Source organism: Halomonas sp. DP3Y7-2, assembly GCF_019800795.1.
Classification (GTDB): Bacteria; Pseudomonadota; Gammaproteobacteria; order Pseudomonadales; family Halomonadaceae; genus Halomonas; species Halomonas litopenaei_A.
The window spans coordinates 22602-41001 of sequence record NZ_JAHVKJ010000011.1; the positions used below are offsets into that span (position 1 = coordinate 22602).

18 protein-coding genes, 3 tRNA genes and 1 pseudogene are annotated in these 18400 nt (G+C 55.2%); 9 read left to right on the plus strand and 13 right to left on the minus strand.

Translation table 11 applies throughout. The features are described from left to right. Positions 1 to 433: 433 nt before the first annotated feature. The 6 genes from KUV45_RS15680 to KUV45_RS15705 all read left to right on the plus strand — a co-directional run bounded on the left by KUV45_RS15680 (position 434) and on the right by KUV45_RS15705 (position 4278). Positions 434 to 1078 carry a response regulator gene (locus KUV45_RS15680; RefSeq protein ID WP_045994188.1) on the plus strand — a complete coding sequence of 215 codons (645 nt, stop codon included), beginning with the start codon at positions 434 to 436 and terminating at the stop codon, positions 1076 to 1078. 306 nt (positions 1079 to 1384) lie between these two features. Next, positions 1385 to 3199, plus strand: a complete 1815-nt coding sequence (uvrC, locus tag KUV45_RS15685; protein ID WP_222163268.1) for an excinuclease ABC subunit UvrC — start codon at positions 1385 to 1387, stop codon at positions 3197 to 3199. Between the two features lie 94 nt (positions 3200 to 3293). Then, the gene (gene pgsA, locus KUV45_RS15690; protein WP_206944553.1) at positions 3294 to 3842 is read left to right on the plus strand and encodes a CDP-diacylglycerol--glycerol-3-phosphate 3-phosphatidyltransferase; all 549 of its coding nucleotides are present in this window, start codon (positions 3294 to 3296) and stop codon (positions 3840 to 3842) included. A gap of 70 nt (positions 3843 to 3912) precedes the next feature. Further along, a tRNA-Gly gene (locus tag KUV45_RS15695) sits at positions 3913 to 3987 on the plus strand. 25 nt (positions 3988 to 4012) lie between these two features. Further along, positions 4013 to 4086 (plus strand) — tRNA-Cys (locus tag KUV45_RS15700). A gap of 105 nt (positions 4087 to 4191) precedes the next feature. Then, a tRNA-Leu gene (locus tag KUV45_RS15705) sits at positions 4192 to 4278 on the plus strand. Between the two features lie 6 nt (positions 4279 to 4284). On the opposite strand, the gene KUV45_RS15710 is transcribed toward KUV45_RS15705, so the two are convergent. The 4 genes and pseudogenes from KUV45_RS15710 to KUV45_RS15725 all read right to left on the minus strand — a co-directional run bounded on the left by KUV45_RS15710 (position 4285) and on the right by KUV45_RS15725 (position 8454). Continuing rightward, positions 4285 to 5316: a site-specific integrase gene (locus KUV45_RS15710; protein WP_224852078.1), complete on the minus strand. Its 1032-nt coding sequence runs from the start codon at positions 5314 to 5316 to the stop codon at positions 4285 to 4287. Between the two features lie 44 nt (positions 5317 to 5360). Next, positions 5361 to 5501, minus strand: a pseudogene (locus tag KUV45_RS20490) (helix-turn-helix domain-containing protein); the annotation flags it as partial. Between the two features lie 203 nt (positions 5502 to 5704). Next, a complete protein-coding gene (locus KUV45_RS15720; RefSeq protein ID WP_222163271.1) occupies positions 5705 to 6691 on the minus strand; it encodes an HAD family phosphatase in 987 nt (328 codons plus the stop codon). Positions 6692 to 6816: 125 nt separating this feature from the next. Then, positions 6817 to 8454: an arylsulfatase gene (locus tag KUV45_RS15725; protein WP_222163272.1), complete on the minus strand. Its 1638-nt coding sequence runs from the start codon at positions 8452 to 8454 to the stop codon at positions 6817 to 6819. A 1258-nt stretch (positions 8455 to 9712) separates the two neighbouring features. Between KUV45_RS15725 and KUV45_RS15730 the strand changes: the two genes are divergently transcribed. Continuing rightward, positions 9713 to 10510, plus strand: a complete 798-nt coding sequence (locus KUV45_RS15730; protein ID WP_222163273.1) for a hypothetical protein — start codon at positions 9713 to 9715, stop codon at positions 10508 to 10510. A 71-nt stretch (positions 10511 to 10581) separates the two neighbouring features. On the opposite strand, the gene KUV45_RS15735 is transcribed toward KUV45_RS15730, so the two are convergent. The 9 genes from KUV45_RS15735 to KUV45_RS15775 all read right to left on the minus strand — a co-directional run bounded on the left by KUV45_RS15735 (position 10582) and on the right by KUV45_RS15775 (position 17649). Then, on the minus strand, positions 10582 to 11490 hold the full coding sequence (locus KUV45_RS15735; RefSeq protein WP_222163274.1) for a recombination-associated protein RdgC: 909 nt from the start codon (positions 11488 to 11490) through the stop codon (positions 10582 to 10584). 230 nt (positions 11491 to 11720) lie between these two features. Further along, entirely contained in the window at positions 11721 to 12131 is a 411-nt protein-coding gene (locus tag KUV45_RS15740; RefSeq protein WP_222163275.1) for a hypothetical protein, read from the minus strand. A 43-nt stretch (positions 12132 to 12174) separates the two neighbouring features. After that, the gene (locus tag KUV45_RS15745) at positions 12175 to 13725 is read right to left on the minus strand and encodes a YqaJ viral recombinase family protein (RefSeq protein ID WP_222163276.1); all 1551 of its coding nucleotides are present in this window, start codon (positions 13723 to 13725) and stop codon (positions 12175 to 12177) included. Beyond that, positions 13722 to 14396, minus strand: a complete 675-nt coding sequence (locus tag KUV45_RS15750; RefSeq protein WP_222163277.1) for a recombinase RecT — start codon at positions 14394 to 14396, stop codon at positions 13722 to 13724. The genes KUV45_RS15745 and KUV45_RS15750 overlap by 4 nt, the downstream gene beginning before the upstream one ends. A 296-nt stretch (positions 14397 to 14692) precedes the next feature. After that, entirely contained in the window at positions 14693 to 14944 is a 252-nt protein-coding gene (locus KUV45_RS15755) for a hypothetical protein (protein ID WP_222163278.1), read from the minus strand. Next, the gene (locus tag KUV45_RS15760) at positions 14941 to 15213 is read right to left on the minus strand and encodes a hypothetical protein (RefSeq protein ID WP_222163279.1); all 273 of its coding nucleotides are present in this window, start codon (positions 15211 to 15213) and stop codon (positions 14941 to 14943) included. Before KUV45_RS15760 ends, KUV45_RS15755 begins: the two co-directional genes overlap by 4 nt. An 85-nt stretch (positions 15214 to 15298) precedes the next feature. Then, positions 15299 to 15481, minus strand: coding sequence for a hypothetical protein (locus tag KUV45_RS15765; protein ID WP_222163280.1), 183 nt, complete (start codon positions 15479 to 15481; stop codon positions 15299 to 15301). An 822-nt stretch (positions 15482 to 16303) separates the two neighbouring features. After that, complete coding sequence (locus tag KUV45_RS15770) at positions 16304 to 16546, minus strand: hypothetical protein (RefSeq protein ID WP_222163281.1); 243 nt, start codon at positions 16544 to 16546, stop codon at positions 16304 to 16306. Between the two features lie 461 nt (positions 16547 to 17007). After that, entirely contained in the window at positions 17008 to 17649 is a 642-nt protein-coding gene (locus tag KUV45_RS15775) for a LexA family transcriptional regulator (protein WP_222163282.1), read from the minus strand. A gap of 152 nt (positions 17650 to 17801) precedes the next feature. On the opposite strand from KUV45_RS15775, the gene KUV45_RS15780 reads away from it, so the two are divergent. Then, positions 17802 to 17993: a Cro/CI family transcriptional regulator gene (locus KUV45_RS15780; protein ID WP_222163283.1), complete on the plus strand. Its 192-nt coding sequence runs from the start codon at positions 17802 to 17804 to the stop codon at positions 17991 to 17993. A 64-nt stretch (positions 17994 to 18057) separates the two neighbouring features. Next, positions 18058 to 18384: a hypothetical protein gene (locus KUV45_RS15785; protein ID WP_222163284.1), complete on the plus strand. Its 327-nt coding sequence runs from the start codon at positions 18058 to 18060 to the stop codon at positions 18382 to 18384. The last annotated feature ends 16 nt before the right edge of the window (positions 18385 to 18400 follow it).

Sequence of the window (18400 nt, forward strand, 5' to 3'; positions counted from 1 at the left end):
CCATCTGAGTCAGTTCAGAGAATAGTACGTCACCGAAGATCCCCCTCAATCACCAATAAAGTGTGCACTCTCACCTTTAACGGGGCATCGAGCATGCCTATTTTCACCCTTATCGTCATCACGACTGATACACTACAGCGGCAAAGTTGATAGAGGTAAGCCAGTTCGACCAATACGTTGCGAGCTCTGTAGCACTACTCATGAGGCGCCCGCATATAAGTAAAACGCAAAGCATTAACCGCTTAACAAAGAACGGGCACACTATCAATATTGCTATGCCGGAAACGTCGCCACCCCCTGGCAACCCAATTCCCCTTAGGAACAAACTGTGACAACCTACCGCAAAGCATCATGAGAAGGACTCTGACGGAGCACTTGCTCTACTCGGTCAACCCCATGGTCCCAGACATCACCTTTTCCAGGAGTATCGGCATTGATCAGAGTTCTCGTCGCTGACGATCATCACCTGGTTCGCACCAGTATCGTTCATCTGCTGAACGCAGAAAAAGACATCAATGTGGTGGGCGAGGCTGCCGATGGTGAAGAAGCCATTGCGCAGACCCGGCGCCTCAATCCGGATGTGGTGGTCATGGACATACGCATGCCAGGCATCGGGGGCTTGGAGGCGACGCGCAAGATTCGGCGCCTGACCTCGGATATCCGCATTCTGGTGCTGACCGCTTTTATCGAAGAGGCCTTTGCCCAGCGCCTGCTGGAAGCCGGTGCCCATGGATTTATCAGTAAGGGCTCCCAGCATGACGAAATGGTAAAGGCTATCCGCGCGGTATTTGCCGGCCAGCGCTTTGTCAGCCCGGAGATCGCTCAGCGGCTGGTGCTGTCACGCATCGATCACGAGGAAAACCCCTTCGATCAGCTGTCCCAGCGCGAGCTGCAAGTGGCCATGATGATTGTCAACGCTCAGCGCGTTGCCGATATTGCAGATCGCATGTTCTTAAGTCCCAAGACGGTCAACACCTACCGCTATCGCATTTTCGAAAAGCTCGGGGTCAACTCCGATGTGGCGTTGACTCACCTGGGCCTGCGACACGGGCTGGTCGAGGGCTTCAAGGAAGACTGACGATATGGCGGCGCGCCGAACCCTCTCATCTGCCATCAGATGTCGGCGCGCACACCCTGTGACGGTCTGTCGAACGTCCCTTCTCTTTTTCTTTTCTGTTTCAGCCCCAACCAACGCAGCATGTCGTCCCCCCGTTCCCTAGACCGTCCTTCCTGCTGATAGCGTCTTTCGCTTCCTTAAGGCGTTTACCTAGATTCTTGCCCTTCTGCACCGACAACCTGGTGCGCAGCAATTGACGCAGCGTGTTCATTGCTCTGGTAGCATGGCTCGACGATGCTACGCCAACGGAACACGCCACGCTCGCCTATGACCTTCGACGCTCGACGCTTTCTTGAGACGGTCAGTGAATCGCCCGGTATCTACCGGATGTACGATGACCAGTCCAACACCCTGTACATTGGCAAGGCTCGTCGTCTCAAGCCTCGTCTCGCCAGCTATTTCCGCGGCGCCTTGAATGCCAAGACACAGGCGCTGGTGAGCCGCATCCACGATATACAGGTCACGGTCACCAACAGCGAGACGGAAGCTCTGCTGCTCGAGCAGACCCTGATCAAGCAGCTGCGCCCGCCGTACAACATCCTGCTGCGTGACGACAAGTCGTATCCTTTTGTGTTTGTCAGCGATCGACACCCCTATCCCGCGCTGGAGTACAAGCGCGCCCGTACACGGCACCAGGACGGGCGCTACTTTGGCCCCTATCCCAGCAGCAACGCGGTACGAGACACCTTGTCCTTGATGCAGAAGGTGTTTCGCATCCGCAATTGCGAGGACAGTGTCTTCGCCCACCGCACTCGTCCCTGTCTGCAGTACCAGATCCAGCGCTGCAGTGCTCCCTGCGTCGACTACATCAGCGAAGAGGACTATCGCCGCGATATCGAGCATGCCATTCAGTGCCTGGAGGGACGCAGCGAGGCGGTCAGCAAGGAGCTGACCGAGGAAATGGAAGCCGCCAGTGAGGCACTGAATTTCGAGGAGGCCGCGCGCCTGAGAGACCAGCTTCAGGACCTTCGCCGCCTGCAGCAGCGCCAAGTCGTTGATACTGGCAGCGGCGACGCTGATGCCTTTGCGCTGGCATCGCAGCCCGGCGCGCTGTGCATCTCGGTGCTGTCTATTCGACAGGGACGCCTGCTGGGCGCGCGCCACTACAGTCCCACCAACAACCTGGACCTGGGGGAAGCGCAGCTGCTGGGCGACTTCGTCAGCCAGTACTATCTCGGACAGGCCAGGGAAATCCCTTCTGACGTGCTGACCAGTCACCCGGTACCAGATGCGGAGCTGATCGCTAGCGCGCTCAGCGAAAATGCTGGGCGACGCATTCGCCTGACTGACAAGGTACGTGGTCATCGCGCCCAGTGGCGGGAGCTGGCCAGGACCAACGCCGAGCAGCAGCTGGCGGGACAGCTGGCGAATCAGACCCAGCTGGCCAAGCGCTTTGAAGACTTGCGCCAGGCACTCGACCTTGAACACACCCCCCAGCGGCTTGAGTGCTTTGACATCAGCCACAGCCACGGCGAAGCGACGGTGGCCTCCTGCGTTGTCTTTGACCAGGACGGACCGCGCAAGAGCGACTATCGCCGATTCAACATCAAGAACATCGCGCCAGGGGATGACTATGCGGCGATGCAGCAGGCGTTGACCCGGCGCTTCAAGCGCCTGGCGGAAGGCGAAGGGGTGCTCCCCGATATTCTGGTAGTGGACGGCGGCAAGGGTCAGCTCAACATGGCACGGGACGTGCTCGCTGAACTCGGCGTTACCCAGGTCCAGCTACTCGGCGTCGCCAAGGGCACTACCCGCAAGGCCGGGTTTGAAACGCTGTACGTCGATACTGTCGATCGCAGCTTAGCGCTGCCCCCCACCTCGCCCGGTCTTCATCTGATCCAGCATATCCGCGATGAATCTCATCGCTTCGCCATCGCCGGTCACCGGGCAAAACGCGACAAGGCCAGGCGCACCTCAACCCTGCAGGATATCCCCGGCGTCGGGCCCAAACGCCGCCGCGAGCTCCTGCGCTTCTTCGGTGGACTGCAAGGCATCAAGCAGGCCACCAAGGATGAGCTGGCTCGCGTCCCTGGCATCAGCGCGACCATGGCCGACACAATTCACCGCGCTCTGCATGGATGAGTTGAGGTATCGCGGATAGAATGGATCACCCTGACGGGGCACCGCGCATCCCCGACCCCTATTACAGCACCCTCCAGCAAGGACAGCGGTATCCATGAACATTCCCAACATTCTGACCCTGGCACGCATCGTCTTCATTCCTCTGCTGGTGGTACTTTTCTACCTCCCTTTCGAATCCAGCATGCTGGTCGCTGCGGCGCTCTTCGGACTGGCCTCGGTGACCGACTGGCTGGACGGTTATCTGGCACGCAAGTGGGATCAATCCACGCCCTTCGGCGCCTTCCTCGACCCCGTGGCCGACAAGCTGATGGTGGCGGTGGCGCTGGCCCTGCTGATCGAGCGCTATGACGCAGCCTGGCTGACACTTCCCGCCCTGGTGATCATCGGGCGAGAGATCGTCATCTCGGCCCTGCGTGAATGGATGGCGGAGATGGGCAAGCGAGGCTCAGTTGCCGTTTCATGGATCGGCAAGGTCAAGACCACGCTGCAGATGGTGGCGCTGCTGTTGCTGCTGGCCTTCCCGCCTGGACACCTGATCGCAGAGGCGGGCGTCGCAACCCTCTACGCTGCCGCCATTCTGACCCTGTGGTCGATGATTCAGTACCTGCGGGCCGCTTGGCCCCATCTGGCTCGCTCGCTCTGATAAAAACATCGACTCGAGGAAAAGCGTTTGACAGTCACCGACTTATCCGTATAATACGTCCTCGAGTCAGGCGGGAATAGCTCAGTGGTAGAGCACAACCTTGCCAAGGTTGGGGTCGCGAGTTCGAATCTCGTTTCCCGCTCCATCAACAAACGATGGTTGACTCTTGAGGCTGGATGGCAGAGTGGTTATGCAGCGGACTGCAACTCCGTGTACGCCGGTTCGATTCCGACTCCAGCCTCCATCTTTTCTTTTCAGACCCCCATACTCTGGAAAGTCTGATGGTTGCCCTGCCGCACCAGGTACAACGGCACCCCTCCTCTATTGCCACATGGCTGGCGATCTTGTTGCCCGGATGGCGAAATTGGTAGACGCAAGGGACTTAAAATCCCTCGGTGGTAACACCGTGCCGGTTCGAGCCCGGCTCCGGGCACCAGTAATATCAATGCCTTACGCCACCTAGTCCCTCGGCGCCCTCCTCAGTGGTCGCAATTTGGTCGCAAAGCTTCGGCAACCTGCCCGCCACATGATCCAGACGCGAGTCGAACATATGCGCGTAGCGACTGGTCACCACCAAGCTGCTGTGGCCCAGTAACGCCTGCACCGTCGTCATCACTTCCCCTGCCTCAGCCAGTAGGCTGGCATAGGTGTGGCGAAGGTCATGAAAGCGCAGATCGTCACGCCTAATAGCCCGTCGCGCAGCTTCAAAAGCCCTCCTCAGTTGGTGAGGGTCAGATGCAAACGGAAGATTGGCCACCAAGGCCGCACCGTCTTCCGGGAGCGGCACTACCCGAGCCTTGCCGCTTTTGGTCTGCCCTGGTCGCAGCAGAATGCGACCACCTTGGATGTTGCCTGGTTCCAGCGACAGAAGTTCGCCGCGGCGCAGCCCAGTGAGAGCAGCCAACGTGATGATTCGCCGCTCCTCCGGACAATCCTCTGGCACCGCCTCAACCAAGCGCCGAATGTCTCCCGCAGTCAGGTAGACATGACGCTCGTTTTTCGGAGTAGGCTTGCGCAACTTGCCGTCCAGCGGCTGATCCAGCCAATCCCACTCCCGATACGCAAGGCTCAGCACTCGCTTGACCACTTGGGTTCGGTTATTGATCGTGCTTTGGCTGAGCCGCCTCTTGCGCATATCCTTCTGCATCGCCCGGGCGGCATCCAGCACCTCATGACCAAGAAGCACGTCCGGTGCGTTCTCGTCGAACCAGCGAGCGACTGCACGAATGCTCGCGCCCTGGCTGTTCGTGTCATACTCCTCGACCCAGCGCAGAAGCCCCTCCATGAAGGTTCTCCGCTCCTGCCTTCCCATGAGGCCATTGAATTGAGCCTCGTTCAGTTCAGCCTCTCGCTTCGTTGCGAACTGCTTTGCTTCCTTTTCCGTGACAAACGTTCGCTGATATCTGCCGCGCTCACCCGACTCGGTGACGATCCACCTTCTCCGAGATGCGCGGTATCGAACCGTGATACCCATTTTTCTTGCTCCCCTCGTGAGGGGCCGCGCTTGCAGCTCTCAATGTAAGCGTCGACCGCCTCTCGCTCAAACCTAACGTTGCCGCCCAGGGCGACATAGCCAATCAGGTGCTTGATCGCATAGACCTTGCGCTCACTGATGGCCAAGAGTTCCGCCACCTCGCTCGGCGGCATCAGAGGTGTCATGATCAAGCTCTCCTTTTGGGCAAAAAAAAGCCGCCTTGGTAGGCGGCTGTTGATCTCGCATCAGTTCTAGGTAGTGCTGTCTAAACAGCTCCAGTTGTGCCGGTGCCCGCTGCTAGGACTTTCTGCCACGTCGCCGTACATGTAATTGACGTTAGTAAGAATCAGTCCTATGACATTTCATCTTTAAGGATTTAATGCCAATATTACTGAGAATCAGAGGATGGATAAATTACTCGCCAGTCATTAGCCATATCGACCAACGCCCATTCCCTATCTGCTGCTTCTTTAAGCCCTTGATCCAAGCCACCTATGGCGCTGTCCCGATCGTAAGAGGCTTCACGCTCACTGTCTGTATGATGGATCATAATGCCTAATCGTGGCCCGTCCCCCTGAGTTGTCCATATCATCATCGGAACATCTCCATCAGAGTTGCCCCCGGCGATAATAGGCCTCTGTCCAATATGTCGATCAATAGCTATTATCTTAGAGTTTCCATCATTATACCAACCTATCCCCGGCGTCTTGCTTATAACCAAATCGCCATTCTCATCTGATACTTCAGTGTTTGTGGTGCTACCAATAACATTTTGTGGATCTATACCGTATGCCTTTGAAGCAAACGTTCTCATAAAGTGTAATCCACCAGCGGATACTATATATGTCTCAAATTCGTTGTCCCTCAGGTATGAAAGGAGCTCAAGCATTGGCTGATATATCATATCATCATATCTTAGATTTGTTTCAGGATGACGAGAGTTTTCAAGCCAGTCCGACACAGCCTCGCTGAATGCACCAACAGTCTGCCCCGAGTGTGTTAAATCAAAAACTTCCTGTAGTGATTCTTGTCCACCTTTAAGCATTCCTTCTGAATCACCTTGTGCCGCAGCTCTCTGAGCATCTGTCTCTAGCATCTCTGGCGGCATCTGAGATGCCCTGTTCATGGCAAAAATTATTTGAAAATATAAAGGCTGCTCGCCCCACAATGTACCGTCGTTATCAAATACTGCTATCCTCTTATTCTCAGGAACATATTCATCGCTACCGAAAGTGCTTACTGACTCCACGAACGAGATTATTTTTTCCTTGTTGTTTCCTTCGTTCCATGAGGGCAATGGATCAGCGTACACTACCGTAGGAAAGAGAAAGAAAAGTGCACTAAGTTGAAAGGTGCGTATGTGCGTAAGTTTCATATCGACTCCTCAGAAAAAAAATGGCACGCATCCATGCGTGCCCTAATGACTAGCGACCTACTGGGAACATCTTTTACTTCTACATCGCGCTAGTTCTTACACAACATCTACTACTATCTGACTCTTCATTGAACACTGGGAGGATCCTGAAGCTGCTCCATTACTTTATCCAAACTGAAGCTGGCTGCCTCCATACGTGGAGGAAAATCCTTGAAGGTTTGTAGGAACTGAGCAACATACTGCTGGGCTGGAACAAACAAGAATGCATGGTCGAGTTGCCAGTCGTAGAAGGTGTTAGAAGTGATCTGAGAGCGCTCATATGGATCTCGACGAAGATTAAAAATCAGCGGAACGCGGAGAGGTGTGAAGGGATTCGCCCATACCTTAAAGGTCCCAGTAGCTCTCTGCTCCATGAAAATCAACTTCCAATCATCGTAACGCATAGCGGTGAGGTCACCATCATCAGAGAAATAGAAAATCTCATGTCTCGGTGATTCTTCAGACTCACCTAAAAGAAATGGAAGGAAATTGTATCCATCGAGATGAACGTTGTACTCTCTACCTATTGCCTGCACGCCACCTTCCATCAAATCATCCTTGACTGAGTCGTTTCCGGCGGCTGCAAGTAGTGTAGGCATCCAGTCCATGTGATGCATTACTTCATTGGATATTGTGCCTTCTTCAATATGTCCAGGCCACCGCACCATCGCCGGCACACGCCATCCACCTTCCCAATTAGTATTCTTTTCGCCCCTAAATGGAGTCATGGCTGCATCAGGCCATGTGTTCATGTGAGGACCATTGTCTGTTGAGTAAAAAACAATGGTGTTTTCAGAAATTCCAAGCTCGTCAAGTTTCTCTAGGAATTGCCCAACATGCATATCATGTTCAACCATACCATCGGAGTATTCATCTTGACCAGATACTCCACGCATCTCATCTTTAACATGAGTTCTGAAATGCATCCGAGTAGCATTCCACCAAACAAACCATGGTGTTCCTTCTGCTGTCTTTCTTTCTATGAAATCAAGTGCTGCAGCAGATGACTCCTCATCTATCGTTTCCATACGTTGTTTTGTAAGAGGTCCGGTATCTTCTACTTCACCGTCAGCTGAGGACCGAATCACTCCGCGAGGTCCATACGCCTCACGGAACGTCTCCCCACTAGCCAGAACCATATCTCCCGGGTAGTCAGGAAGCTCTGGTTCTTCTTCTGCATTTAGATGATATAAGTTTCCGAAAAACTCATCAAAACCGTGGTTCGTTGGTAGATGCTCATCTCTGTCGCCAAGATGGTTTTTACCAAACTGACCTGTTGCATAACCCTCGGCCTTGAGAAGACCAGCGATTGTCGGGTCCTCTACACTTATACCCTCTTCAGCACCAGGCATACCGACCTTCGACAATCCGGACCTAAAGACACTTTGTCCGAGGATGAATGACGACCGCCCTGCAGTACAGGATTGCTCACCATAATAATCTGTGAACATCATGCCCTGGTCCGCGATACTGTCAATATTAGGTGTCTGATATCCCATCAATCCGTGAGTGTAGGCAGAAATGTTTGACTGCCCTATATCATCGCCCCACAGAACCAAGATATTTGGCTTCCCAGATGCGGTTTGTTCGCTTTCCTGTGCGTTCTCGTTTTCAACGCTCGAGCTTTCCTGAGCAAATACGCTACTACTGATTGTCGCAAAGAGCAGCACTGTTATTGGAACATGGCTGGGTTTGAAAAGCCCTATTCGTGTAGGTTTGAACACGACATACCCTCCAGAAGTTCGATGCAGGACTTACCTGTGACACGCCTAGATAACATCGGCGATGGCTGTAGTATAGGTTGTCTCACCACTCTCGCCAGCGCCATCACCCACTGAGTCGTCAACGGACAACTAAGATGTTGATAACTGGAAACATTTTCACTTAAAATTCTTAGGAAGCCTAATTTCTCGCCCTCACTTCAGACTGGGCAAACTGCCGTTTTTCCGGCTTTGGTAGCGTACTTAGGGCTTTGTCTATACTGTTTGTATTTTACTCTTAAATCACTTAGATTCTGCAAAAGGCAAGAGCTGCTACCAAGATGAAAATAAAGATGCCTTTTAGGTAGAGAGGATAATCATAACTGAGCATTATGGACATCAGGATTACATCTTAAGCCACGACACAAATATTGCAAGACGTGTCTCATGCGGAATCTGAGTCACCAACAAAGAAAGTATTAAGCCTACTGACATAATTTGTTTTTAGATTGCTATTAGGATATAAGCATTATTGCTTACACAACAGGATGGTGGCCCACAATGAAATTAATAGCTATAAAAGTCGAGTCTAGATTTTCAAAAGAATTCGATTGCACGATGTGGGACGTAGTAAGATATAGCGAGCATGGCGTTAGAAGGGTTTTAATGTCATACAAAAATGAGTTTCATGCACGCAGGGACGCCTCAATTATTGCTTTTGAAATAGCACCTCGCACAAGTTGTGATGACTGAATCAGTCTAAGAATCTCCAGGGTGTTCTGGCTCAAGCGACTAGGTCGCTGCATAAGCGTCAAATATTCATTGGGCTCTACTATCGACATATAGTTAACTTACTTTTAAGTAAACTGGCAGCGCCAAGTTCCCACAGTATGGTTCAGAGGATCTTCCCCGCCTGTCACTATTCACAGCCCTTCGGAGGCACGTATCCAGGCTTCTGTATATCGCAACGCGGTTCACTCGCGAGACCCGTCATCCTCACGGCTACCACCAGCGTGGCATGGGCAGATGATTCTTTGGCGCGAGAACCGTCAACGTGTACTACTCTTGTAGGCAGGTAGCAAAACTCCGGTCACAGGTGCTAAGAGCTGAATCCCTCACTCAGTTATAGAATGAGCAAGGAACAGCAGACAAGGCACCTAACAATTAGGTGATTGTGTGTAGAGATTTCACTATTAAATCGTAAATCTCAACACATTATAATATTGACATGATGACCATTAACGTTAAAAGCTTTCCAAATCCACATTAGCAAGGTGAGATGATGAACAGAAAATTTACAACTCTGGGTTGTGCAGCATCTCTATCGGTCTTTTACATTTCGTGCTCTTACGGTAGTGAAACTCCTGGATCTCCTGCGCAAGCAAATAATCCATTAGCGAACATGACTGCATTCAATATGCAGAATTATTTTATAGGGGACATATCAGGATCTGACAAGGAAGCTAATCAATTTTGGTTTCGTTATGCACAACCATTCAGCTTAGGTGAGTCTAACTGGCTCATGAGAGCGTCACTACCCGTCAACAGCTACCCAGTTATCGACAATGGAAGTACAGAGACAGGTATAGGCGATCTTAATGTATTTACGTCCTACTTGTTCGACACCGGTAATCCAGCTGTCAGCTTCGGCGTCGGACCACAGGTCACAGCACCGACGGCTTCAAAAGATGAAGTAGGCAGTGAAAAATGGTCGGCTGGCCTGGTCAATGTTTTATTTAATGGATCCTCTCCCGATTTTCAGTACGGTTACTTACTCTCATGGCAAGAGAGTTTTGAAGGTAACGCTGATAGAGATGATCTTGATGTTGCAGCATTCCAACCGTTTTCGTTCTATCAACTGGGCGGAGGCTCTTACTTAAGAAGTGCACCAATTTGGCAGTTTAACCTTGATAATGGTGACTACGGAATTCCTGTTGGGCTTGGTATTGGGCAAGTACTAAAAAGAGATAGCACGGTATACAATTTTTTCATTGAACCACAGGTATCCATAGCTGACGAAGGGCGTGGCCAAGCAGAGTGGCAAGTCTTTTTTGGTTTGAACCTCCAGTTTCTAAAATAATTAAGACACAGACTCAGCCTGACTTGATCCACTAGCTATTTTTGCAAGTCGTCCTTATGGCCCGCGCCGTACTACTGAGCTTCGCCGCCCATCCACTCCACGACGCGATCCACGCTTTCGCCCAGGGTTTGAGCCATCAGCAGGAAATCGGTCTCGAGGCGCGCTACAGCGTCATCGCCGTCATCAGCCTCGTTCGCCTCATCAATTAGCGCGTCATCGAAGCGAATTGCCTTGACGGCCAGGTCATCGTGGAGCACGAAGGTCATACACCCCTCGATCCCCAGGGCGAGCTTGCTTGCATGGCGCCCGCTCTCCAGCAGGTGCTGCATGTCTTCGCTGTCCAAGTCCACCTGGCGACCGCGCACGACGCCGTCATCGCCTTTCGCCTTGAGCTCGACCCGATCCCCGATCTGCATGTCAGCCGGTCGGCTGCCAGGATCGCGAAGCCAAGTCGTCATGGCGCGCATTGGAGGGGCCTGAGTGGCAAGAGGCGTGACCTTCAGGCTTCCCAGCGTCTCGCGCAGCAGGTCCAGTGCTTCCTCTGCACGCTTGCGGCTCGAGGTGGCCACGCCAACCAGGTTGCGGCGCACGTCCCACCACACATCCACTCGCTGCGTCCGCACGAATGCCCGCGGCAACAGTTCCTCGTAAACCTGCTCCTTGATTGCCTGCTTCTCTTGACGCCGCAGCTTTCTGCACTTCTCCCCCTCGATCACATCGACTCGCTCCTCGACTTCCTCTCGCACCACCGAGGCTGGAAGGATCCGCTCTTGCCGGCACATGCTCATGAGGCAATGACTCTGAAGCACATGCAGGTGGCGATTACTTCCGCGCCCTGCCGGGGTCACCCAGCCAACGCGACGCGCTTCGCTGCCACCGAGGGCGCGCAACGCCTGCTCGCCCAGAGCTTGCTCGAGCCACTCCAGGCTTGAGATATGAGCGCTGTGAACGCGGTAGAGATGAAGATTCTTGAACCACATGATCGTGCTCCCATGAAAAAGCCCCGGCGTGTGCCGAGGCTGGAGAAGAAATTGCCGCTTCACGTGCGGCACCCGGCCACCCCTGACGCCTCCCGCTTTCGGCGGTACTCACGTCTGGCTGACACCAGATAGCAAGGGAGGGCGGCGCCCGAGTGGCTGACGGTGTTATATCGCCACCTCCGCCTAGGCTGGGCTCCGGTCATTGGCGCCACCGGGCACGGCGCGTTTATTCATGCCGCCCGCTTGATCCGCAGGCGCATTCGATAGGCGTTGCTGGCTTGGCGACGGGCCGCGTTGATGCTGGCCTGAAACTGGACCGAAGCGGGCATCAGCTTTACCCGGTTATTGATGCTGGAATAACAGGTCGATATGCCCTGAAGCCGCAGGTAGCTGACGACCTGACGAATGGACATGCACTGGACTTCGATGCAGTCTCGCACCGTTCGATCGATGTCCGTCCAGTCACGCCGACGCCACGCCCCTTGGCGAATGGGATCGGTAAACCCACTCCGCCTGGCAAGGCCGCATACCTGGTCACGCCCAAGCCCCAGCTCTGTCGCGATGTCCTGGTAGGTGGCGCCCTCATCGAGACGGCGCTTCACGTAGCGTTTTTCCGTGGTCTTCCATTGGTGCTGTTCCATACCGCCTCCCACAAAAAAAGGCCCCGGTGTGGGGCCTGTTTGCTCAAGCGGCGCGAAGATGCTCCATGGCATCGTCATAACCGCTCCAGTTATCGACGCCGGCTGCCTCAAGTGCGTCCAGCTTGTCGCGGGCAGCCAGCAGCGCCTCGTACTCTTTACGGGAAATCGTGACGGTCTCTGGCTGAGCGATATCACTGCCTCGCTTGAAGCTGTCGGCTGCTGCATTCAAGCGGCTGGTGTCGATTGGCGGCCGATAGCCAGGGTCGCCCTTGCTCGGGCTGTGGGTCTGGATGGCTGGCTCTTGCTCAACCTCCTGCCGCTTCGCCTCCGCCTCCTTATGCTCGGCAACGCGCACCTTGATGGTTGCCACCAGATCATCCGGAGCCTTAGAGATCAGCTCTTTCCAATCCGCGAACAAGAACCCGTACTCACCTTGCTCCTGCTCGAACAGCTCCCGGTTGCTGTTGAGCTGCTGGGCCAGCTGCTGGCACTCGACCTTGGCCCGGGCTACCTCGTCATCGGCCGCAGACTGCAGGGTGGCGATGGTCTTCTTACCCTTCATGGCGCCAGCGACGTTGAAGCTGTGCTGCGGCTCCACCGGGCAATCCAGTTTTGCCAAGAAATCGTCAAAGGCCTGGTGCGCTTTCTGCTGGATCTCTAGTCGGCGGTTCTCTTTCTCCGCCTTCACCAGCTTGTCGAGATGCAGGCGCTTCTGGCGCATCGTCTCGCGCAACTCATCAATGGTGCTGAACAACTCCGAGATGCTTGCCGTCTGTTCCAGAGCAGCCTTCTTGCTGGCCTCGAGCTGTTTCTCCCCCTTCTGCAAAAACTTCACTGTCTCGGCGGCATCAGCGAAGTGCTGATCGGTAGTCAGCTTGGTGCGGATGCCTTCGATCATGGCCATGGCCCGCGCCTTGAACTGCGGCAGGTTGCTGGCCTTGACCATGCCGGTCAGGTCGATCTTGAGCGCTGGCAGGGCCTCGGGCGCCTCGCCCTGGGGCGCGACAATCTGCTCGCTAGGCTGATAGGCCTCGAGGTCTGCACTGAACTGCTCCCAACCAGCAATAAGCTGACTGGCATGGAAATCATCGAGTGTGACCCAAGTGCTGACAGTGTTTTCCTCGGTGCCGTCCGTGACCATGTAGAGCCACTTTTCTGCACCGCTCACCACCAGCTGCTGAACCACCTGCCAGTAGTCCTCTTGCGGCACCTCCCCCGAACTCACGACCTCAGCCTTCGCAGCGTTCCACTGTTTACACTCCCAGCCGACGTCCTCAAGCATCGTGATGCCATCGAACGAGGCCAGCAGAGCGCCGTCATCAGACACCGCAGTAACCGGGTACAGCTCCTCGCCAACGATGAGCTCCGCGATGGGGCGAGCCGTGGCCTCGATGCGGTGGCCCTTGTCAAGCACGTTCTTCTGGAACCACGCACTGAATTCCTGCTCTGAGCCGGTAGCCTTCATGTGCAGCAGCTCGTTGCGCTTCACGTTCTTCGAGCAGGCCATCATGATCGAGGCTTCGCTAGCAGTGAAATACCGGGAACGGTAGGCGCACCACTCGTCGCTACCCTGAACCAATTCGATGATCTTCATGCTGCTACCTCCAAGATCTGCTTTTTCTGTTCCTCGCTCAGCTCGGCTTTGCTGCTGACCATATTGATGATCTGCTCAGGCGTTCGCTTGCCGGCTTCGATGGCGTCTCGCCACTTCGGAAAATTCGCGTTAAAGGAGTCGGCGGGATAATGCTCAAGCGCTGGACGCGCCGGTTCGCTGGCTGCCGGATTGATTTCCCGCTCGGTAGGAATGTCCTGAGCCTCCTCGACGGTGATCAGGCCGCCCAGGGCGTCGGCAAACTTGTCTCGCAGCGCATAGCCGCGGGCGCGCCACATGAGCATCCGCTTGGGGTAGTTCTGCCAGGGGCCTTGCTTGCCCCATAGGGTGGCCTTCTCTGCATCAGCCTTGCTGAACGACACGGTATGGCGTGTGTCATCGCCCTTTCGCCAGACAGAGCAGGTGGCCGTCATAGTGGCGTCGTCAAAATATTCTTCGTGACCACCAAATTTCGGGTGGCTCTGCACGAGAGCCAACAAGGCATCGCCGTAGATGGCTGGCTTGCCATTGATGACCGCGATGTTCTGCAGTGACTGGATGGGATTGAGGCCTAGCTCAGAACCCATCATCATTGCGACCAGTGTGTCTTGTGGCTTTCCCTGGTAGGTCTTCGGGACCATCTGACTGGATGACAACATTTCAGCCATCTGCATGGCCTCATTCATAGTTGAGGGCTGCAAAGCGAACCCGCTTCCTTTAGTTCGTACTATCGAATTCATACTGCTATCCTCATACTTGATGGCATCGACAAGCGCTCTGGGTTGATGGCAGTCGGCTCCAGGGCGCTTCCACTTAATCGACGCCGTTACGCATCGGATTTGTGCTTCCCATCATCGATCGCATAGCCTCGTAGCCGTGGCGGTGCCCAAAGTCCTGGTCAATCGGCTGGCTGCTGCATCCAGCCAGAGCCAGAAACGACATCAACAACAGTATTCGCATGCTCCACTCCTCATGCCGCTCGAGCGTCCCGTTCTCTGCGGTACTCCTCGAGCAATCGGTCATAGTCAGTGTCAACGAGCTTAGCCTCGAGCCATGCCGCTGGATAACTGCGGCGGTCGAGGATGTCGAACTCGAACTCCTCAGGCTCGCCGGGATCACAATCGCCGTATCCCCAGCCAGTGGTGCGCATCGACGCCCCAGGGCTGTAGAACGTCACCTTGCACCGGCAGGGGATGCCGGCAACGGTGGTCAAAAACGTCATGCCGCTGCCCTCCCCTGTGTGCCTGTGGCGTGCAGCCAATCAGCCAGCATGTCGATGACACATCGATAGGCGTTGTCGCCGCCGCTGTGGCCCCCGCTGGTGGCCACTCGCTCCAAGGCATAGACCAAATCGCCCAGGCTGCCGGTGTGCACGGCATGAGTGATAGCCGCCTCAATGGCGTCTGTCGCTGACTGCGCGTCGGGCTGGCCAGCTGAAGTAATCAGCCACTTGGCGTCACTGCGGGCATCCACGTAGCGTTGGTAACTCATGCTCACCTCCTGCCGCACCAAGCGGCGCCGATGATGGCCAGAGTGATCAGGCCCGCCGCGATGACGAGCCAGCTATCGTTGGGAGTCATACTGCCCTCCAAATCTCGATCGGCGGCGTCACACCCTTCGCCGCCATGGTCTTGCGTCGCTGCCATCGCTCTTTGCGCAACCACCGCTTGCGGTGCTCGCTCGTGATGATCTTGTCGGCCCAATGCTCGCCGATGAGAGGCCGCAGTCCGAGGCGGCGTCGTGCTGTGTCTGCGGTCATGCGACCTCCTGGAAGAAAAAAGCCCGCTCGATGGCGGACAATGCAGAGAACAGATGGTGATGCGGCGGCTGGATGCCTCCAGCGGCACGGGGCCTCGCTCCGTGTTGTCACCAGCACTTCCGACTTAGCTAGTCGGCGCTTGCACCGCATCGGGGAGGGCTCGGGTTTGCGTTTGATACTGCCGTCCCGTTCAGCCAATTGGCGTCTCTGGCATCCCAGTCGCTGCTGGGGCGGTAGAATTTAAAGCGTCTACCCGACGCTCCGAACCCTCTCCGATGGGCAGATACTGTCAGCCTCTGCCGGGGCGCTGGTCCGCACTGCGCAGCGGATCGCGTTGATGCCTCTTACATCTACGTCTATGGTGTGAGGCACAGGGGATTAATAACTTGATACTGAGGCGATGATAAAAACAATGTTCAAATGCAGCGCGTGTGGAGGTGAAATCAAACCTCAACCGGATGCTCGCGACACATCGAACCTGCATCTCTGTACTTGCGTTAAGTGTCATAAACCCTTCACATCAACCGAGTATCGCGACCAGGTAGCTGAACAAGCCTGTGCGGCCTTCGCTTTGGCCTGTAAACAAATGGCCCGCCAGCGGGCCCAACAGGCTCGGCGCCGAAAGAGGACCATCTCCTAACTTCCTAAGCGTGCCGCCCCTCTGTAATGGCCCCGTACTCTGGCCCGAGGCGCTAGGCCGCACTTTCGCAGTGCATTGCGCTGCCGGTCAGCCCCGGCTGCCTCACCACTACGCAGGTGACGCGTTTCGCCTATGCTGAAGTTTCCACACATCAGCATAAGGAAAGCTCTATGGAAAACGGTTCATTCAAGTGCCCAGAGTGCGGCGGTCAAAACATCAAGGTTCCTGCCGAAACTAAGTCTCTGGAGGGCATGACAGGTGCCATCTGCGTCGACTGTAGTAGAGAGTTCACCAAAGATGATGTCATCGCCCAGGCTCGGGAGGTGGCTATCAATCGCGTTCGCGATGCGATCCAGCGAAGCCCGAAGTGATTCAACACCCTGCTGTAATTCCTTGAACTGGGCATCCAGCTCAGAGGTGTCCATGCTCAATGTCCATGAGCTGCCAGGGATAGTCTGTTCTCCTGTGCAACCCGAAAGCCCACTCACTGAATGAGCTTTCGGATGCGCCCTGGATTACCAAGGCGCGGAATCCTTTTCTCCCCGTGCCGCTGGACTAGCGCCGACTCAAGACAAGGTTTGCTGTCCCTTGCCCAGGCCTACACCCCACCTCTTTTAGGGGCGCCCGGAACGGTTCCCCTGCTGGGGGATTGCCGCCTGCTACCGGATGGCGTCACGGGTACTTCGTCGAACTCTTAAAGAGCGTGGCCAGGTGGCCGGTGGTGGGCTGCTGCCCTGTCCACGCCTCACAATGTAAGCCATACTTTCTCTAAGGATCAAGAAGAAAGTAAGCCTAGCTTTCCAATTGAAAGTAAGCATATGTTTTTCGGGCACAAAAAAACCGGCCAAATGGCCGGCTGGGTTAGCACTTCTTTCTTTCCTGCGTATCAATGCTTCCTGATGATCATTTGAGCCATGACTACGCCAACGATGCGGCAGTCAGACGTCAGGTCCATGTACTGCTGCCGCCAATCCTTATTCATAACCTTGAGCACCGGCCCCGACCCTGGCTCCAAGATGTAGCGCTTGAATGTCGCCTCAGCCACGCCGTGTTGCTCGCAGTGGACGATGACGTCGTCACCTGAGACCGGCTCGACGTCAGGATCAACGAAAATCAGGGTGCCTGGAGCGTAGACGTCGACCATTGATTCTCCGCGAACGCGCAAGCCAAAAGTGTTCGGTCCGCACCCTGGGGGTGCCGGATAGTAGTCAACTTCATCATCCTGCAAAGGTACAGCTTCGCACCAGGAGCCAGCCTGAACCCAACTGATGACTGGCACCATGCCCGTGATCGGCGGGACATCATCAAACTCACTGATATCAGCGCCGGTGAAAAAATAAATGAGAGGCTTGCCAGTGGCGGTCGCGACCCCGCGAAGGTTCTGAGCCGACGGGCTGGTGCGCCCCTTTTCCCACTGAGCGACAGCGGGCCGAGATACGCCAACCGCGGCAGCCAGCTGCTGCTGAGTTAATCCAGCCTCTTTGCGGGCTGCCGCGATCCGAGAGCCCACCTTCTCGTCTTCTGTCATTCCCTGCCCATCCCATGAAGTCGCACAAGGAATTGTGAAAGGATAGCTTACATCGGGCAACGGAAGAATGACTTGCCCTTTAAAGTAAGCCTGGCTTACACTGCAGTTAAATTAGTTAAGTATGGGTTCCATTCATGACTCCGGAACAAGCGATGCAAGAAGCAATCCGTTTCGCCGGTGGTGCCGCCGCGCTGTCGCGCGAGATCGGGATCAGCTCCCAGGCCATTTCTCAGTGGAATGTGGTACCGGCGGCTCGCGTCATGGCTGTCGTAAAAGCTGCCGGGGGCAAGATCAGTGTCAACCAGCTGCGACCTGACATCTTCGGTGAGCGCCCTGCCGCTTAACCAATCCCATCCGCCTGCCTGCGAAGGCCGCGATATTTCTGGTTCAGAAGAAGGAACTGTATCCATGCTTTCACACCTCAGTGATCGTCGCTGTAAGCCCGAAGGCGAACATCTTCAGCACCTCGTCAAGCCTCGTTTCACCGACGAAGAGTTTGAACGAATCCAGGCCGAGGCCGCTATGCGCCACAGTGGCCGACTGGCCTCGCTGGTGCATGAGGCAACGATGCTAGGGCTCGACGTTATGCGTCAGCGTCGCGAAGCCCTTCTCGCCAGGTTGGCCAACGGAGAGGCACCCCCACCGGAAGATCTGCAGGAGCTCGAGTGCCTCCTGGCCGAAATGGCCGATCGCCAGCTCTCCTCCAGCATTATTAATCAATCTCAGTCGGCCTGATAGGGCCAAGGAGTCC

Excerpts from the sequence above, each read along its gene's own strand:
- uvrC (WP_222163268.1), top strand. The coding sequence starts at position 1,385 with ATGACCTTCGACGCTCGACGCTTTCTTGAGACGGTCAGTGAATCGCCC.
- pgsA (WP_206944553.1), top strand. The coding sequence starts at position 3,294 with ATGAACATTCCCAACATTCTGACCCTGGCACGCATCGTCTTCATTCCT.
- KUV45_RS15710 (WP_224852078.1), bottom strand. The coding sequence starts at position 5,316 with ATGGGTATCACGGTTCGATACCGCGCATCTCGGAGAAGGTGGATCGTC.
- KUV45_RS15720 (WP_222163271.1), bottom strand. The coding sequence starts at position 6,691 with ATGAAACTTACGCACATACGCACCTTTCAACTTAGTGCACTTTTCTTT.
- KUV45_RS15730 (WP_222163273.1), top strand. The coding sequence starts at position 9,713 with ATGAACAGAAAATTTACAACTCTGGGTTGTGCAGCATCTCTATCGGTC.
- KUV45_RS15735 (WP_222163274.1), bottom strand. The coding sequence starts at position 11,490 with ATGTGGTTCAAGAATCTTCATCTCTACCGCGTTCACAGCGCTCATATC.
- KUV45_RS15740 (WP_222163275.1), bottom strand. The coding sequence starts at position 12,131 with ATGGAACAGCACCAATGGAAGACCACGGAAAAACGCTACGTGAAGCGC.
- KUV45_RS15745 (WP_222163276.1), bottom strand. The coding sequence starts at position 13,725 with ATGAAGATCATCGAATTGGTTCAGGGTAGCGACGAGTGGTGCGCCTAC.
- KUV45_RS15750 (WP_222163277.1), bottom strand. The coding sequence starts at position 14,396 with ATGCAGATGGCTGAAATGTTGTCATCCAGTCAGATGGTCCCGAAGACC.
- KUV45_RS15755 (WP_222163278.1), bottom strand. The coding sequence starts at position 14,944 with ATGACGTTTTTGACCACCGTTGCCGGCATCCCCTGCCGGTGCAAGGTG.
- KUV45_RS15760 (WP_222163279.1), bottom strand. The coding sequence starts at position 15,213 with ATGAGTTACCAACGCTACGTGGATGCCCGCAGTGACGCCAAGTGGCTG.
- KUV45_RS15765 (WP_222163280.1), bottom strand. The coding sequence starts at position 15,481 with ATGACCGCAGACACAGCACGACGCCGCCTCGGACTGCGGCCTCTCATC.
- KUV45_RS15770 (WP_222163281.1), bottom strand. The coding sequence starts at position 16,546 with ATGGACACCTCTGAGCTGGATGCCCAGTTCAAGGAATTACAGCAGGGT.
- KUV45_RS15775 (WP_222163282.1), bottom strand. The coding sequence starts at position 17,649 with ATGACAGAAGACGAGAAGGTGGGCTCTCGGATCGCGGCAGCCCGCAAA.
- KUV45_RS15780 (WP_222163283.1), top strand. The coding sequence starts at position 17,802 with ATGCAAGAAGCAATCCGTTTCGCCGGTGGTGCCGCCGCGCTGTCGCGC.
- KUV45_RS15785 (WP_222163284.1), top strand. The coding sequence starts at position 18,058 with ATGCTTTCACACCTCAGTGATCGTCGCTGTAAGCCCGAAGGCGAACAT.